At 55.1% G+C, this 15823-nt stretch carries 16 protein-coding genes; all 16 read left to right on the top strand.

The window, feature by feature from the left end; translation table 11 throughout:
• The first annotated feature begins 68 nt into the window (after positions 1 to 68).
• The 16 genes from IC803_RS11160 (at position 69) to fliH (ending at position 15813) form a co-directional block, all read left to right on the top strand.
• Positions 69 to 1622, top strand: a complete 1554-nt coding sequence (locus IC803_RS11160) for a cytosolic protein (RefSeq protein WP_081206856.1) — start codon at positions 69 to 71, stop codon at positions 1620 to 1622.
• Positions 1619 to 1906: an EscU/YscU/HrcU family type III secretion system export apparatus switch protein gene (locus tag IC803_RS11155; protein WP_081206857.1), complete on the top strand. Its 288-nt coding sequence runs from the start codon at positions 1619 to 1621 to the stop codon at positions 1904 to 1906. The genes IC803_RS11160 and IC803_RS11155 overlap by 4 nt, the downstream gene beginning before the upstream one ends.
• A gap of 114 nt (positions 1907 to 2020) precedes the next feature.
• Positions 2021 to 3181: an ADP-forming succinate--CoA ligase subunit beta gene (sucC, locus tag IC803_RS11150; RefSeq protein WP_081206858.1), complete on the top strand. Its 1161-nt coding sequence runs from the start codon at positions 2021 to 2023 to the stop codon at positions 3179 to 3181.
• A gap of 17 nt (positions 3182 to 3198) precedes the next feature.
• Positions 3199 to 4101: a succinate--CoA ligase subunit alpha gene (gene sucD / locus IC803_RS11145; RefSeq protein ID WP_081206859.1), complete on the top strand. Its 903-nt coding sequence runs from the start codon at positions 3199 to 3201 to the stop codon at positions 4099 to 4101.
• Between the two features lie 64 nt (positions 4102 to 4165).
• Entirely contained in the window at positions 4166 to 5050 is an 885-nt protein-coding gene (gene dprA / locus IC803_RS11140; RefSeq protein ID WP_081206860.1) for a DNA-processing protein DprA, read from the top strand.
• A gap of 75 nt (positions 5051 to 5125) precedes the next feature.
• Positions 5126 to 7201: a type I DNA topoisomerase gene (topA, locus tag IC803_RS11135; RefSeq protein ID WP_081206861.1), complete on the top strand. Its 2076-nt coding sequence runs from the start codon at positions 5126 to 5128 to the stop codon at positions 7199 to 7201.
• Between the two features lie 94 nt (positions 7202 to 7295).
• Entirely contained in the window at positions 7296 to 8198 is a 903-nt protein-coding gene (gene xerC / locus IC803_RS11130) for a tyrosine recombinase XerC (RefSeq protein ID WP_081206862.1), read from the top strand.
• Between the two features lie 23 nt (positions 8199 to 8221).
• Positions 8222 to 8764 (top strand): ATP-dependent protease subunit HslV, encoded by a 543-nt coding sequence (gene hslV, locus IC803_RS11125; protein ID WP_081206863.1) that lies wholly within the window; start codon positions 8222 to 8224, stop codon positions 8762 to 8764.
• Between the two features lie 18 nt (positions 8765 to 8782).
• Positions 8783 to 10177, top strand: coding sequence for an ATP-dependent protease ATPase subunit HslU (hslU, locus tag IC803_RS11120; protein WP_081207034.1), 1395 nt, complete (start codon positions 8783 to 8785; stop codon positions 10175 to 10177).
• Positions 10178 to 10193: 16 nt separating this feature from the next.
• Entirely contained in the window at positions 10194 to 10973 is a 780-nt protein-coding gene (gene codY / locus IC803_RS11115; RefSeq protein ID WP_063166303.1) for a GTP-sensing pleiotropic transcriptional regulator CodY, read from the top strand.
• 206 nt (positions 10974 to 11179) lie between these two features.
• Positions 11180 to 11569, top strand: a complete 390-nt coding sequence (gene flgB / locus IC803_RS11110; protein ID WP_081206864.1) for a flagellar basal body rod protein FlgB — start codon at positions 11180 to 11182, stop codon at positions 11567 to 11569.
• Positions 11570 to 11572: 3 nt separating this feature from the next.
• Entirely contained in the window at positions 11573 to 12025 is a 453-nt protein-coding gene (flgC, locus tag IC803_RS11105; RefSeq protein ID WP_081206865.1) for a flagellar basal body rod protein FlgC, read from the top strand.
• A 19-nt stretch (positions 12026 to 12044) separates the two neighbouring features.
• Complete coding sequence (fliE, locus tag IC803_RS11100) at positions 12045 to 12341, top strand: flagellar hook-basal body complex protein FliE (protein WP_081206866.1); 297 nt, start codon at positions 12045 to 12047, stop codon at positions 12339 to 12341.
• Positions 12342 to 12431: 90 nt separating this feature from the next.
• Positions 12432 to 14018 carry a flagellar basal-body MS-ring/collar protein FliF gene (gene fliF, locus IC803_RS11095; protein WP_081206867.1) on the top strand — a complete coding sequence of 529 codons (1587 nt, stop codon included), beginning with the start codon at positions 12432 to 12434 and terminating at the stop codon, positions 14016 to 14018.
• Between the two features lie 12 nt (positions 14019 to 14030).
• A complete protein-coding gene (gene fliG, locus IC803_RS11090) occupies positions 14031 to 15050 on the top strand; it encodes a flagellar motor switch protein FliG (RefSeq protein WP_081206868.1) in 1020 nt (339 codons plus the stop codon).
• Positions 15034 to 15813 carry a flagellar assembly protein FliH gene (gene fliH / locus IC803_RS11085; protein WP_081206869.1) on the top strand — a complete coding sequence of 260 codons (780 nt, stop codon included), beginning with the start codon at positions 15034 to 15036 and terminating at the stop codon, positions 15811 to 15813. Before fliG ends, fliH begins: the two co-directional genes overlap by 17 nt.
• Positions 15814 to 15823: the final 10 nt, after the last annotated feature.

Genomic DNA, 15823 nt, shown 5'->3' with positions numbered 1-15823 from the left:
TTTTGACGGCGCGGATGGAAGAGGGATGCCCTGCCTAAGTTAGGCCGGAATGAAAGGATGAGAAGCGAATGGTAGAGCGGATGGAACGAACCGTTCCAGTGACCGCTGTCCGTGACGCAACATTCAGCCAGCGGTTTCAGCCCGGACAGGCGGTCGTCGGCCGGATCGAGCAGGTGGAGGAAACGAAAAGCGGAGAACGGGTGGCGTTCGTTCGCGTCGGCAGCCAGCTCGTACGCGCCCGCCTCGAGGCGCCGCTTCTCCCCGGGCGCACGTACTTGTTTGAAATCAAGCAACAGGAGGGAACGATTTATTGGAAAGCCGCCTCTTTCCCCGGGCGGGCGTCTGTTTTGTCTGACGAGGACGCCGCGCGTCGATGGCAGCAGACGTGGAAGCTGCCGGACGCCGCCTTGCCGGTGCTCCGCCAGGCGTTCAAAGCGGGCGCGGCCGTGACGAAGGGGGAGATTGCGGAACTGACCGAGGCGGTGAGGGAAACAGAGCGGCCGGACGATGCCGAAGAGATGCTCGCATACTTGTTCCGCCGCCGTCTGCCGCCGTCTGCGGCCGCGTTTCGGGCATTATGGGCGGCAAAAACAGGGGAGCCGCTCGCTTCCGGGTTGGCTAAGCTGAAAGCGGCGCTCGCCGCACTTTCCGCCCATCCGGCAGCGCCCGAGCTCGGACGGGCGATCGAGCGGCTTCTTTCCCCACCGCTGTTCGTCTATGAGACGGTTGTGCACTTGCTTCTTTCGACCGAGGGGGAAGAAGCGGGGCCGGCGCGTGCGCTTCTCGCCCGCCTCGGATTGGCCCCGCTGCCGGAGGATCGGCATTCAGCGCTTCAAGAGGCGGTGCGGCAACGGCAGTTTGCCGAGGCGTACAGGCAGCTTGGCTTGGCTGATGAGGAAGCGTTTTTCGCACGGTTTGCCGCTGTGGATGCCGCCTGCAAAAACGGGGGGCTTTCCGAAGCAGAAGCGAAGCTGTGGGCAGCCGCCAGAGCTGCGAGCGACCCGGCGTTGTCGTTGTTTCACTGGCTGCGCCGGATCGCAGGACGCCTCGGCCTTGAAGACGAGGCGGCGCTCGCCCGTGCCGTGAAAGCGGGAGCTTTGCCGGCAGGACCCCCATCGTTGAAAAGGCTGCTTCTTCACTTTCTCCGCGCGCCGGGGGACAGGGAGGCGAAACAGGCAGCCGAAGCGCTCCTCACCCAGATGGACGGAATGGCCATCACCGCTGGGGGCGATGGGCCGCTCGAACATGTATGGCTTGCGTTTCCGCTGCCGCTTGGCGCGCGTTTGAGCGATTTTGCCGTCTGCTGTCAAGGGAAGCGGACACCTAACGGACGGCTTGATGACGATTATAGCCGCATTGTTTGCTGCTTAACGCTTGAGGCGCTGCAGGAGATCGTTGTCGATGTGCGCATCCAGCGGCGGATTGTCCACATTTCGATATTTCACAGCGACCCGCGGCTGCCGGCGCTCACCGCCCGTTTCGCCCCGCTTGTGAAAGAGCGATTGCAGGCGCACGGCTATACGCTCTCGGGCGTCGATGTGAAAACAACGGATGCCGCACCGCCGCCCCCGTCTCGTTTCCCGTTTTCCGGCCAGTACAGTGAGGTGGATTGGCGCATATGAATGAAGAGCGGAAAAAAGCGGTCGCTTTGTCGTACGATGCGGCAGTCGATGAGGCGCCGGTCGTCAAGGCAAAAGGAAGCGGGGAGATCGCCGAGGCGATCATCGCCGCAGCTGAGCAGCACGGCGTGCCGGTGCGAAAAGACCCGTCGCTTGTTGAGCTGTTAAGCGAAGTGGAGATCAATGAAGCGATCCCGGAAGGGCTGTATGCCCTCGTAGCGGAGTTGTTTGCCTTTCTTTATCAGCTCGACCGGGCGGTGAAAGAAGAGACATTGGGGGAGGGATAATTTTCCTATTCCCCAATTTCTTAATTTTGCGGCGAAACGGTGGACAACTGAGAAACGTTAGGTATAAAATGAAAGCGCTAAGACTTTTTTAGTTTATACATAGGAGGTTGGCGCATGAACATTCATGAATACCAAGCAAAAGAAATTTTGCGAAGCTATGGCGTAAGCGTTCCGAACGGCCGCGTCGCGTTTACGGTCGATGAAGCGGTCGAAGCGGCGAAAGCGCTCGGCACGCCGGTGTGCGTCGTCAAGGCGCAAATTCATGCCGGCGGGCGCGGCAAGGCGGGCGGGGTGAAAGTGGCAAAAAGCTTAGAGGAAGTTCGTACATACGCCAGCGAATTGCTTGGCAAAGTGCTCGTCACCCACCAAACCGGCCCGGAAGGGAAAGAAGTTAAGCGGCTTCTTATTGAAGAAGGGTGCGACATCCAAAAAGAATATTACATCGGACTTGTCGTCGACCGCGCCACCTCGCGCGTCGTCTTAATGGGTTCGGAAGAAGGCGGCACGGAGATCGAAGAAGTGGCGGCGAAAACACCGGAGAAAATTTTTAAAGAATACGTCGATCCGGTGGTCGGGTTGCAAGCGTTCCAAGCGCGCCGCCTGGCGTTCAACATCAACATCCCGAAACAGCTCGTCAACCAAGCGGTGAAATTTATGATGGGCTTGTACCAAGTGTTTGTCGATAAAGATTGCTCGATTGCGGAAATCAACCCGCTTGTTGTCACCGGCGACGGCAAAGTGATGGCGCTCGATGCGAAATTGAACTTTGACTCGAACGCGCTTTATCGCCATCCGGATATTTTGGAATACCGTGATTTGGACGAGGAAGACCCGAAAGAAGTCGAAGCGTCGAAATATGATTTAAACTACATCGCTCTTGACGGCAACATCGGCTGCATGGTCAACGGCGCCGGCTTGGCGATGGCGACGATGGACATCATTAAATATTACGGCGGCGAGCCGGCCAACTTCCTCGATGTCGGCGGCGGCGCCAGCGAGGAAAAAGTGACGGAAGCGTTCAAAATCATTTTGTCTGATCCGAACGTGAAAGGCATTTTCGTCAATATTTTCGGCGGCATTATGAAATGCGACGTTATTGCGAGCGGCATCGTCGCAGCGACGAAGCAAGTCGGCCTCACTTTGCCGCTTGTCGTTCGCCTCGAAGGAACGAACGTCGAGCTCGGGAAAAAGATTTTACAAGAGTCGGGCTTGAACATTACGGCGGCGGAATCGATGGCGGACGGCGCGCAAAAAATCGTCGAGCTAGTACGTTAAGAAAGCGAGGGAGACACGTGAGCGTTTTTGTCAATAAAGACACGAAAGTAATCGTACAAGGGATTACCGGTTCGCAAGGGCTGTTTCATACAAAACAGATGATTGAATACGGAACGAACATTGTCGGCGGGGTCACGCCAGGCAAAGGCGGCACGGAAGTCGAAGGCGTGCCGGTGTTTGACACCGTTTCGGAAGCGGTCGAAAAAACGGGGGCGAACGCCTCGGTTATTTACGTTCCGCCGGCGTTTGCAGCTGATGCCATCATGGAAGCGGTCGACGCCGGGCTTGATCTCGTCGTCTGCATCACCGAGGGCATTCCGGTGCTTGATATGGTGAAAGTGAAACGGTACATGGAAGGCAAAAAGACACGCTTGATCGGCCCGAACTGCCCGGGCGTCATTACGCCGGAAGAGTGCAAAATCGGCATTATGCCGGGCTACATCCATAAAAAAGGGCATGTCGGCATCGTCTCGCGCTCCGGCACACTGACGTACGAAGCGGTCCATCAATTGACGCAAGCCGGCATCGGCCAGTCAACAGCGGTCGGCATCGGCGGCGACCCGGTCAACGGCACGAACTTTATCGATGTGCTGAAGGCGTTTAACGAGGACGAGGAGACGTATGCGGTCATTATGATCGGCGAAATCGGCGGCACAGCTGAGGAAGAAGCGGCCGAATGGGTGAAAGCGAATATGACGAAGCCGGTCGTCGGCTTTATCGGCGGGCAAACGGCGCCTCCGGGCAAACGGATGGGCCATGCCGGCGCGATCATTTCCGGCGGCAAAGGTACAGCCGCGGAAAAAATCAAAAAAATGGCTGAGTGCGGCATCAAAGTGGCGGAGACGCCGGCCGTCATCGGCGAAACGCTCATTTCCGTCCTGAAAGAGCGCGGATTGTACGAAAAATGCAAAACGCATTAATGTTCCTGCCCCGCACGATCGCGTGCGGGGTGCTGTTTATCATTTTGCGAGAAAGGAGAATACGATGTACGATACGGTCCGCGACCGGCTCATCCATCTCCATCATTGCCGCGGAGCAGGATGGAAGACGATCCGCTATTTGATTGAGGCTGACCCGACCTTGTCTGCACCATTTTCTTTGCCCCCCGCTGCCCTCCGTCCGCTCGTTCCACTCCCCAGCGCCCAATGGGCTGCTTTTTTCCATGATTTGCATTCCATTGACGTGCAAAGTGTAGTAAAAACATATAGCGATCAAGGCATTCGCATCATCACTGTGTTCGATCTTGACTATCCCCCCCTGCTCAAGCATATATACGATCCCCCTTGGGTGCTGTATGCGAAAGGAAATATACGGTTGCTTCGAGAAACTAAGCTGATTAGCATCGTCGGCACGAGAAGTCCGACAAAAGAAGGAATCGAAGCGCTCGAAAAACTGGTGCCGCCGCTTGTCGCCGCCGGTTGGACGATCGTGAGCGGGCTTGCCTTTGGCATTGATGTTTGCGCCCATCAGCTCGCCGTACGGCACGGCGGAACGACGATCGCGGTCATCGCCGGCGGGCTTAACCATATTTACCCGAGGGAGCACCGCTCCTTCGCCCGGCGGCTCATGAACGAGCAGCTCATCATCGCCGAACATCCGCCGGCAACGAAGCCGCAAACGTGGCAGTTTCCGGCGCGCAACCGCATCATTAGCGGGCTGTCGCTCGGCACGCTCGTCGTGCAGGCGAAAGTGAAAAGTGGGTCGCTCATTACGGCGTCGTACGCGCTCGAGCAAGGGCGGGAAGTGTTCGCCGTCCCCGGCCCGATCCACTTGGCGGAGGCTGCCGGACCGAATATGCTCATTCAGCACGGGGCAAAACTAGTGCAGGAGGCAACGGACATTACTGTCGAATTCCCGTACGTGCAATGATCATGTTTGACAAACACGGCAATAATCATTAATAATAATGAAGATTTCAATTTACTTCCTAGGGGTGGAAGATGGATGTCAGACTACTTGGTTATCGTCGAATCGCCAACGAAAGCGAAGACGATCGAACGGTACTTAGGAAAAAAATATACGGTCAAAGCTTCGATGGGCCACGTTCGCGATTTGCCAAAAAGCCAAATGGGCGTTGATATAGATCACGGCTATGCGCCGAAATACATCACAATCCGCGGCAAAGGTCAGGTGATTAAAGAGCTGAAAACGGCGGCCAAAAAGGCGAAAAAAGTGTTTCTCGCTGCCGACCCGGACCGCGAAGGGGAGGCGATCGCCTGGCATTTGGCCAACATGCTCGATCTCGATATTCACTCCGATTGCCGCGTCGTCTTTCATGAAATTACAAAAGACGCTATTCAACAATCGTTTCAGCAACCGCGCTCAATCAATATGAATCTCGTCGACGCCCAGCAGGCGCGGCGCGTGCTCGACCGCCTCGTCGGCTATAACATCAGCCCCCTCCTGTGGAAAAAAGTGAAAAAAGGGCTGAGCGCCGGCCGCGTCCAATCGGTCGCGCTGCGCCTCATCACCGACCGGGAAAAAGAAATCCGCCAATTTCAACCGGAAGAATATTGGACGATTCAAGCGAAGTTTCAAAAAGGGACGGAGATATTTGCCGCCTCGTTTTACGGCGTTGATGGGGAAAAGCTCGAGTTAAAAACGGAAGCGGACGTAAAAGGAGTGCTCGCCCGTTTAAAGGGGCGGGCGTTTACGGTGAAAACGGTGACAAAACGCGAGCGCAAGCGCAGCCCGGTGCCGCCGTTTACAACGTCGTCGCTTCAGCAGGAAGCCGCGCGCAAGCTGAATTTCCGCACAAAAAAGACGATGATGGTCGCCCAGCAGCTGTATGAAGGGATCGACCTCGGCAGTGAAGGGACGGTCGGGCTGATCACGTATATGCGCACCGACTCGACGCGCATTGCCGAAACAGCCCAACAAGAGGCGGCGGCATATATCGAAGCGACGTTCGGCGCTTCCTACGTCAACCAAGAAAAGCGAAAGGAAAAGAAAAGCACGAACGCCCAAGATGCCCACGAAGCCATTCGCCCGACATCGGCATTTCGCGACCCCGATAAAGTGAAGCCGTATTTGACGCGCGACCAATTCCGGCTGTATAAGCTCATTTGGGAACGGTTTATCGCCAGCCAAATGGCCGCGGCCGTGCTCGACACGATGAGTGTCGAACTCGAAAGCAACGGAGTGCTGTTCCGCGCCAGCGGCTCGAAGGTGAAATTTCCAGGATTTATGAAAGTATACATCGAGGGAACGGATGATCAAACGGAGGAACAAGACCGGCTGCTTCCTGACCTCGAGGAAGGAGAGACGGTTGAAAGCGAAACGATCGAGCCGAAGCAGCATTTTACTCAGCCGCCGCCGCGCTATACGGAAGCGCGCCTAGTGAAAACGTTAGAAGAGCTCGGCATCGGCCGTCCGTCCACTTACGCGCCGACGCTGGATACGATCCAGAAGCGCAACTATGTCGTTCTTGAAAACAAGCGGTTCGTTCCGACGGAGCTCGGTGAAATTGTCGTCGAGCTGATGTTAGAATTTTTTCCGGAGATTATCGACGTCGAGTTTACGGCGAAAATGGAAAAAGAGCTTGATGAAATTGAAGAAGGAAAAGTGGAGTGGATCAAAGTCGTCGATGAATTTTACCGCGAGTTTGAGAAGCGGCTGAAAGTGGCTGAAGAAGAAATGCGCGAAGTGGAAATTAAAGATGAGCCGGCCGGCATCGACTGCGACGTGTGCGGCAGCGCGATGGTGTACAAAATGGGCCGCTTCGGCAAGTTTATCGCCTGCTCGAATTTCCCGGAGTGCCGCCATACGAAGCCGATTGTGAAAGAAATCGGCGTCAAATGCCCAAAATGCCATGAAGGCAATATCGTCGAGCGCAGCAGCAAGCGCAAGCGGGTGTTTTACGGCTGCGACCGCTTCCCGGAATGCGACTTTGTTTCATGGGATAAACCGCTTGCCCGCCCGTGCCCAAAGTGCGGGGGACTGCTTGTCGAGAAAAAGCTGAAAAAGGGCGTGCAAGTGCAATGCACGGCGTGCGACTATGAAGAACAGCCAGAAGCTTGAGCAGGCATCGGATACAATTCAGAATTTTATAAAAAATAGTTGCGCCAATGCGGAATTGTATGGTACGATGTAGTAGCCGTTGCGGGGTGAGGCGATGAAAAATGCGAAACTTGCGTTACAATCGTTCGTGGAATATTTACAAATCGAAAAAAATTATTCACAATATACTATTGCGTGCTACCGGCGCGACATTGAGCAGTTTCTTCAGTTCATGAACGAGGAAGGAATGAGCGGGCTCGAGGAAGTGGCCTACAGCGACGTTCGCTTATATTTGACGAAACTGTACGGGCAACATCTTGCCAGTCGTTCGGTCGCCCGTAAAATTTCCAGCTTGCGCAGCTTTTACAAGTTTTTGCTGCGCGAAGGATGGGCGGCCGAAAATCCGTTTGCCCTTGCGGCGTTGCCGAAAAAAGAGCAAAAAATTCCCAACTTTTTATATCGCGAAGAGTTAGAAGCGCTGTTTCGCGTCAATGATGGAAATACCGCCATCGGCCAGCGCAATGCAGCACTGCTTGAGCTGCTGTACGCGACTGGCGCTCGGGTTAGTGAATGTTGTCACATTCGGCTGTCTGACCTTGATGTCGCTGCGGCTACCGTGCTCATTCACGGAAAAGGAAACAAGCAACGCTACGTTCCGTTTGGCCGCCCGGCTAGGGAGGCGCTTGAACGGTACATCGGCGGCGGACGGCGCGAGCTCGTAAGCAAGCTGCCGGCAGACCACCGCTATTTGTTTGTCAATGCCCGCGGCAACCCGCTCACGCCCCGGGGAGTGCGCTACATTTTGGACCGCATCGTTGAGACGGCGGCGCTAACGCAAAACATCAGCCCGCACGTGCTGCGGCATACGTTTGCGACCCATTTGCTCAACGAAGGAGCCGACCTTCGCTCCGTGCAAGAACTGCTTGGCCACGCGCATTTATCATCAACGCAAGTGTATACGCATGTGACGAAAGATCGGCTGCGGCATATTTATTTGCAGGCCCATCCGCGGGCGTAGCCTGCAGGCAAGGAGGGGGAACAATGGACGGTTTTCATGCGACGACGATTTTCGCCATCCGCCATAACGGCAGGGCGGCGATGGCCGGCGACGGCCAAGTGACATTTGGCAACGCGGTTGTCATGAAACATACGGCGAAGAAAGTGCGGCGTCTGTTTCATGGCAAAGTGCTCGCCGGTTTTGCCGGCTCGGTCGCCGATGCGTTTACGCTGTTTGAGATGTTTGAAGGCAAGCTTGAACAGTTCAACGGCAACTTGCCTCGTGCGGCCGTCGAGCTGGCGAAAGAGTGGCGGAGCGACAAAGTGCTGCGCCGCCTTGAGGCGATGTTGATTGTCATGGACGGCCAGCATTTATTGCTGATTTCCGGCACCGGTGAAGTCATCGAGCCGGATGACGGCATGCTCGCGATCGGTTCGGGCGGCCATTACGCGCTCGCTGCCGGGCGCGCCTTAAAACAGTATGCCGGCGCTTCGATGACCGCCAAAGAGATTGCGAAAGCTGCGCTCGAGATTGCCGCTGACATTTGCGTCTATACGAACGGCCATATTATTGTCGAAGAGCTGTAAAAAAGGAGGAGGCCGATGATGGCGGAAACATTGACTCCACGGCAAATTGTCGAGAAGCTCGATCAGTTTATCGTCGGGCAAAAGGAGGCGAAAAAGGCGGTGGCGATTGCGCTTCGCAACCGGTATCGCCGCAGTTTGCTCGATGAAAAATTGCGCGATGAAGTGATGCCGAAAAACATTTTAATGATCGGCCCGACCGGAGTCGGGAAGACAGAAATCGCCCGCCGGCTTGCCAAACTCGTCGGCGCGCCGTTTATTAAAGTCGAGGCGACGAAATTTACCGAAGTCGGCTACGTTGGGCGCGACGTCGAATCGATGGTGCGCGATTTAGTGGAAACGTCGGTCAGGCTCGTGAAAGAACGAAAAATGGGCGAGGTGAAGGACCGGGCTGAGCGGCAGGCGAATAAACGGCTTGTCGAGTTGCTCGTTCCCGGCAAACAAAAGCAAACGATCAAAAACCCGCTCGAGCTGCTGTTTGGCGGTCAGGCGAGCCAACCGGACAACGGCCATAGCCATGACGATGAACAGGTGGAGCAAAAGCGGCGCCAAGTCGCCTGGCAGCTCGCCAACGGCCAACTGGAAAACGAGATGGTGACGATTGAAATCGAGGAGCAGCCGCCCATGCTGTTTGACTTTTTGCAAGGGGCGGGCATTGAACAGATGGGTGTTAACATGCAAGATGCGTTAAGCAGCCTCATGCCGAAGCGGCGCAAAAAGCGGCGTCTGAAGGTGAGCGAGGCGCGCAAGGTGCTCATCAATGAAGAAGCGCAAAAACTGATCGACATGGATGAAGTGACGCAAGAGGCGGTCCGCCTTGCCGAGCAGTCCGGCATCATTTTTATCGACGAAATTGACAAAATCGCCCGCAGCGGAGCGGTGTCCGGCTCGGCCGACGTCTCGCGCGAAGGGGTGCAGCGCGACATTTTGCCGATCGTCGAAGGATCGACCGTCATGACAAAATACGGGCCGGTCAAAACGGATCATATTTTATTTATTGCCGCCGGCGCGTTCCATATGGCGAAGCCGTCGGATTTGATCCCTGAGCTGCAAGGCCGTTTCCCGATTCGCGTCGAACTGGCGAAACTTTCGGTCGACGATTTCGTAAGTATATTAGTCGAGCCGAATAACGCGCTTATTAAACAATATCAGGCGCTTTTGGCGACAGAAGGTATAAATCTTGAATTTTCTGACGATGCTATTCGTAAGATTGCCGAAGTGGCGTTTGAAGTGAACCAGACGACCGACAATATCGGCGCGCGCCGGCTCCATACGATTTTGGAAAAGCTGCTCGAAGATTTGCTGTTTGAGGCGCCGGATATTGGGCTTGACCGGATCGTCATCACTCCGCAATACGTCGAACAAAAACTCGGCAGCATCGTCAAAAACAAAGATTTAAGCGAGTTTATTTTATGAGGAGGAGATGGAACCGATGAATTTGCTAGAGAAAACGCGAAAAATTAACGCCATGCTGCAAAAAGCAGCCGGGCGGCCGGTCAACTTCAAAGAAATGGCGGAAACGCTTTGCGATGTCATCGAAGCAAACGTGTTCGTTGTCAGCCGCCGCGGCAAACTGCTTGGATTTGCCATTAAACAATCGATTGAAAACGAGCGGATGAAACGGATGCTTGAAGAGCGGCAGTTTCCGGAAGAATATACGAGAAACTTGTTCAACATTACGGAAACGTCTCCTAACATCGATATTAATAGCGAATATACGGCATTTCCAGTGGAAAATCGTGACTTATTTAAAACCGGTTTGACGACGATTGTCCCGATCAACGGCGGGGGCGAACGGCTCGGCACGCTCATTTTGTCGCGCCTTGACCGCGAGTTTGACAACGACGACCTCATTTTGGCCGAATACGGGGCCACGGTTGTCGGCATGGAGATTTTGCGCGAAAAAACAGAGGAAATCGAAGAGGAGGCACGCAGCAAGGCGGTCGTGCAAATGGCGATCAGCTCGCTTTCTTACAGCGAACTTGAGGCGATTGAACATATTTTTGAAGAGCTTGACGGGACGGAAGGGCTGCTTGTCGCCAGCAAAATCGCCGACCGCGTCGGCATCACCCGCTCGGTGATCGTCAACGCCCTGCGCAAGCTTGAGAGCGCCGGAGTGATTGAATCGCGTTCGCTCGGCATGAAAGGAACATACATTAAAGTGTTGAACGACAAGTTTTTGACTGAGCTTGAAAAACTGAAATCGAGCTGATGCAATCAGCCATTGGCGCCTGCTAGGCATCTTCGCCTGGCGGGCTTTTTCTGTTTTGGCCGGCGCTTGCCCAGGCTGACTCCTTCCATCGTCGCATCGACGGTGTGAAAAATAGTACCAAGTTCCGGCTATACATCAGGTTTTCCTTCCCGTAAAATGAAAGCTAGCAGAAATTGTCGAAAAATAGGCTAAAAGAGGGGATTCCATTGACGCTGTTTTCATCGACGATCCACTGGCTTGAACAAGGACTCCGTTATGCCTCGCTCCGCCAGCAGGCGATTGCCGACAACATCGCCAACGCCGATACACCGGGCTATAAGGCGAAAGACGTGCGCTTTCAGGCCGAGCTCGACCGGGCGCTCCAGCTCGAGGCGAAACGGACGAATCCGAGCCATTTTCCGTTTCGAAACGAACAAAATGGAAAAATTGTCGTGACGACGAACGCAAATATCAGTTACAATCATAATGGCAACAGTGTCGACATTGATCAAGAAATGTCAAAATTAGCAGAAAACCAAATTTATTACAATGCGCTCATTGAACGGATAAACGGCAAATTCAATACGTTAAAAACGGTCATTAAAGGAGGGAAATAGACAGTGTCCATGTTTCAAAGCCTGCACATCTCGGCTTCGGCCTTGACGGCCGAGCGGCTGCGCATGGATGTGATCTCGTCCAATATCGCCAACGTGGATACGACGCGAGCCCGTTTTGTCAACGGGGAATGGGAGCCGTACCGCCGCAAAGTCGTCGTGATCGAACCGCGCGGTGAACAGTTTTCGAGTTATTTGCAGGCTGCCCTCGGGCGCACCGGCGCGGTCGGCAGCGGGGTGCGGGTGCGCGAAATCGCTGACGATCCGGCGCCGTTTAAACTCGTGTATGATCCGGATCACCCGGATGCGGGCGCTGACGGCTACGTTCGTCTGCCGAACGTTGACCCGCTCAAAGAAATGGTCGACTTGATTGGCGCCACACGCTCCTACGAGGCGAACGTCACTGCGTTGAATGCCTCAAAAGGGATGTTGATGAAGGCGCTTGAGATTGGGAAATAGCGCGTAGGGAGGATATGCCATGATCGACGGAGCAAGCCGCGTCGGGCTGACGCCGGCGGCCGCCGCCCAGAGCCCGGTAAAGCCGGCCGCGGTGCAAAAACAGTTTGCCGCTTTTTTGAAAGAGGCGCTCAACAATGTAAACGACGCGCAAATTCAAGCGGACGCGCTGACGGAAAAACTCGTCCGCGGAGAGAACGTCCAATTGCATGATGTGATGATCGCCGCGCAAAAGGCGAGCATTACGCTGCAGCTGACACTTGAGATCCGCAACAAGGCGATCGAGGCGTATCAAGAAATGATGCGCATGCCGTTGTAGCGGCCATAAGCTGAAATACATATAGAGGCTGCCGCCATTGCCGGGCGATGGCGGCAAACGGCTGTACGGCTGGATGATCGGAGGAATCGTATGGACAGCAAATGGAAAGAGTGGTGGGGCCGCGCTCGTGCGTTTTGGCAAGAACGGACGAAAAAACAGAAACAGCTCGTCATAGGCGGGACGGCGGTAGCGCTTTTTGCCATCGGCATTGGAATGTTTTTTGCCATGAGGACGGAAATGGCGCCACTATATAGCAATCTAACACCGCAAGAAGCCGGGCAAATTAAAGCGACGCTCGATGGGCGCGGCGTTCCGGCGGAAGTGGCCGATGGCGGCACGACAATCAAAGTGCCGAAAGAGCAAGTCGATGCGTTGAAAGTGGAGCTGGCCGCTGAAGGCATTCCGAACAGTGGGGTCATCGACTATTCGTTTTTTGGCCAAAACGCGAGCTTCGGCATGACCGATAACGAGTTTACTATGGTCAAGTTGAAGGCGATGCAAACCGAACTCGCCAACTTAATGAAAACGATCGACGGCGTCGAGGATGCGAAAGTAATGATCAACCTTCCGCAGCCGAGCGTATTTGTTTTCGATGAAAAAGGAGAAGCCTCGGCTTCGATTGTGCTGAAGACGAAGCCGGGCTATCAGTTCAGCGACGAGCAAATTCGGGCGCTGTACCACCTCGTCGCCAAAAGTGTTCCGAACCTCTCTACAGATAATATCGTCATTATGAATCAGTTTTTTGAGTATTTTGATTTAAAAAATGACGGCGAAAATTCGACAGGGACGACATTCGCTTCGCAGCAACAAATCAAAAAACAAATCGAACGCGACATCCAACGTCAAGTGCAGCAAATGCTTGGCGCGATGATGGGACAGGACAAAGTCGTCGTTTCCGTAACGGCTGACGTCGACTTTACGCAAGAAAAGCGGGAAGAAAACTTAGTCGCTCCTGTTGACGAGGAGAACAATGAAGGAATTGCCGTCAGCGTGCAGCGCATTAAAGAAACGTATTCGGGAAGCGGGGCGCCGCCGGGCGGCATCGCCGGAACGGGCACGAACGAAACGCCGGGCTACCAGGGGGCAAACGGTGCGACGAACGGCGATTATGAGCGGACCGAGGAAACCGTCAACAACGAAGTGAACAAAATTAAAAAACAAATCGTGGAAAGTCCATATAAAATTCGCGACTTAGGCATTCAAGTGATGGTCGAGCCGCCCAATCCGGACGACCCGAACTCACTGCCGCCGGAGGCGGTCAACGATATTCAGAAAATATTAGGAACGATCGTCCGAACATCGATTGACAAAAGCGAAGCACAACCATTGACTGACGAAGACATCAACAGCCGCATCGTCGTCTCGGTGCAAAAGTTTAACGGAAAGCCGACATTCACCGAATCGGCGCCGGTTCGTCCGGCATGGTGGTGGTATGCGGCGGGAGCGGGGGCGCTGTTGCTGATCGCCCTGCTGTTGTTCTTCTGGCTGCGTCGCCGCCGCGAAGACGAGGAAGAGGAAGACGAGCTCGTATTCGCCCCGCCGCTTTCGGCAGAGCCGGAGCTGCCGAAACCGCCGGAGACGGAGGAGAAACTGCGCCGCCGGCAGCTTGAACGGCTGGCGAAAGAAAAGCCGGATGAGTTTGCCAAACTATTAAAAACGTGGCTATCAGAGGAGTAGGAGGAACGGCGTATGGCAAAGCGCGAACGGAAAGGCGGGCTGTCGGGCAGGCAAAAAGCGGCCATCCTGCTCATTTCCCTCGGCCCAGACGTGTCGGCCTCCGTCTATAAACATTTGTCGGAAGAAGAGATCGAAAAGCTGACGCTCGAAATTTCCAACGTCCGCCAAGTGACGTCCGAACAAAAAGAAGAGGTGCTCGAGGAGTTTCGCCAGCTTGCTTTGGCGCAAGACTACATCGCCCAAGGCGGCATCGCCTACGCGAAAGAAGTGCTTGAAAAGGCGCTCGGCCCGGACAAGGCGATGAACATTATTAACCGCTTGACATCGGCGCTTATGGTGCGGCCGTTTGATTTCGCCCGCAAAGCCGATCCGATGCAACTGCTAAACTTTATTCAAAACGAACATCCGCAAACGATCGCGCTTATTCTCTCGTATTTGGAGCCGGCGCAGGCGGGGCAAATTTTATCGGCGCTGCCGCAGGAGATGCAGGCTGACGTCGCTCGGCGCATTGCGCTGATGGACAGCACGTCGCCGGAAATTATTAGCGAGGTCGAGCAAATTCTCGAGCGGCGGCTGTCGGCGACCGTTGTGCAAGATTATACGCAGGCCGGCGGCATTGAGGCGGTTGTTGAAGTGTTAAACCAAGTTGATCGGAGCACGGAGCGGACGATACTAGACGCTTTGGAAATTCAAGACCCGGAACTGGCCGAAGAAATCAAAAAGCGGATGTTCGTCTTTGAAGACATCGTAACGCTTGATAACCGCGCCATTCAGCGGGTCATCCGCGAAGTGGACAACAACGACCTCATGCTGGCGCTGAAAGTGGCGAGCGATGAAGTGAAAGACATCGTCTTCCGCAACATGTCAACAAGAATGGCCGAGACGTTTAAAGAAGAGATGGAATATATGGGCCCGGTCCGGCTGCGCGATGTGGAAGAAGCGCAGTCGCGCATCGTCGCGGTGATCCGCCGTCTCGAGGAGACAGGGGAAATCGTCATCGCCCGCGGGGGAGGAGATGATATTATTGTCTAACGTCATTAAAGCGCCGGCAGTGACGGCCCGCACCGGCAAAAAGACGATCGCCGTGCAGCGTTATGTTCCGAATGTCCCGCCATCTGCGGATGATCGGCAACGGGAACTGGAAGCGATCGCCGCGGCCAAAGAGGAGGTGGCCGAGCTTCGCCGCCAAGCTGAACAATATTATGCGGCAGTGCACGAACAGCTGGCCCGCGAACAAGAGCAATGGCGGCACGAGAAAGAGCGGCTCATGCGGGAGGCGCGCGCTCAAGGGTATGAAGACGGCTATGCCGCTGGGCGCGACGAAGCGCTGAGCGAGCATCGCGAATGGATCGAACAAGCCCGGCGCTTAGCAGAACGGGCCAATGACGAGTTTTATGCCCGGCTCGAGTCGACGGCAGAAACGATGCTTGAAGTGGCGTTAAAGGCGGCCGAACGCATCATCGGTGTGACGCTCGAGAACGACCGAGGCGCGTTTTTGCCGCTCGTGCGCCAAGTGCTGCACGAAGTGCGCCGGCAGACGGAGGTCGCCGTTTATGTGCACCCGCATTGCTATGAAATAGTAGCCAGCCAGCAAGAGATGCTGCGATCCGTTTTTCCGCACCACGTCGATTTATTTATTTACCCGGACGATACACTGCCGGAATACGGCTGCCTTGTAGAAACGCCGTTCGGACGCGTCGATGCCAGCGTAGATACGCAGCTTGAACGGCTGCGCGAGGCGCTCTACAGGCGGCTGAAGGAGGGAATGTCCGCTGAACTGGCAGGCGCTTCTTGATGAAATCGTC

Source organism: Geobacillus sp. 46C-IIa, assembly GCF_014679505.1.
GTDB lineage: Bacteria > Bacillota > Bacilli > Bacillales > Anoxybacillaceae > Geobacillus.
The sequence above is the reverse complement of the archived record's forward strand: the minus strand, read 5'-3'. Positions and strand labels throughout refer to the sequence as shown.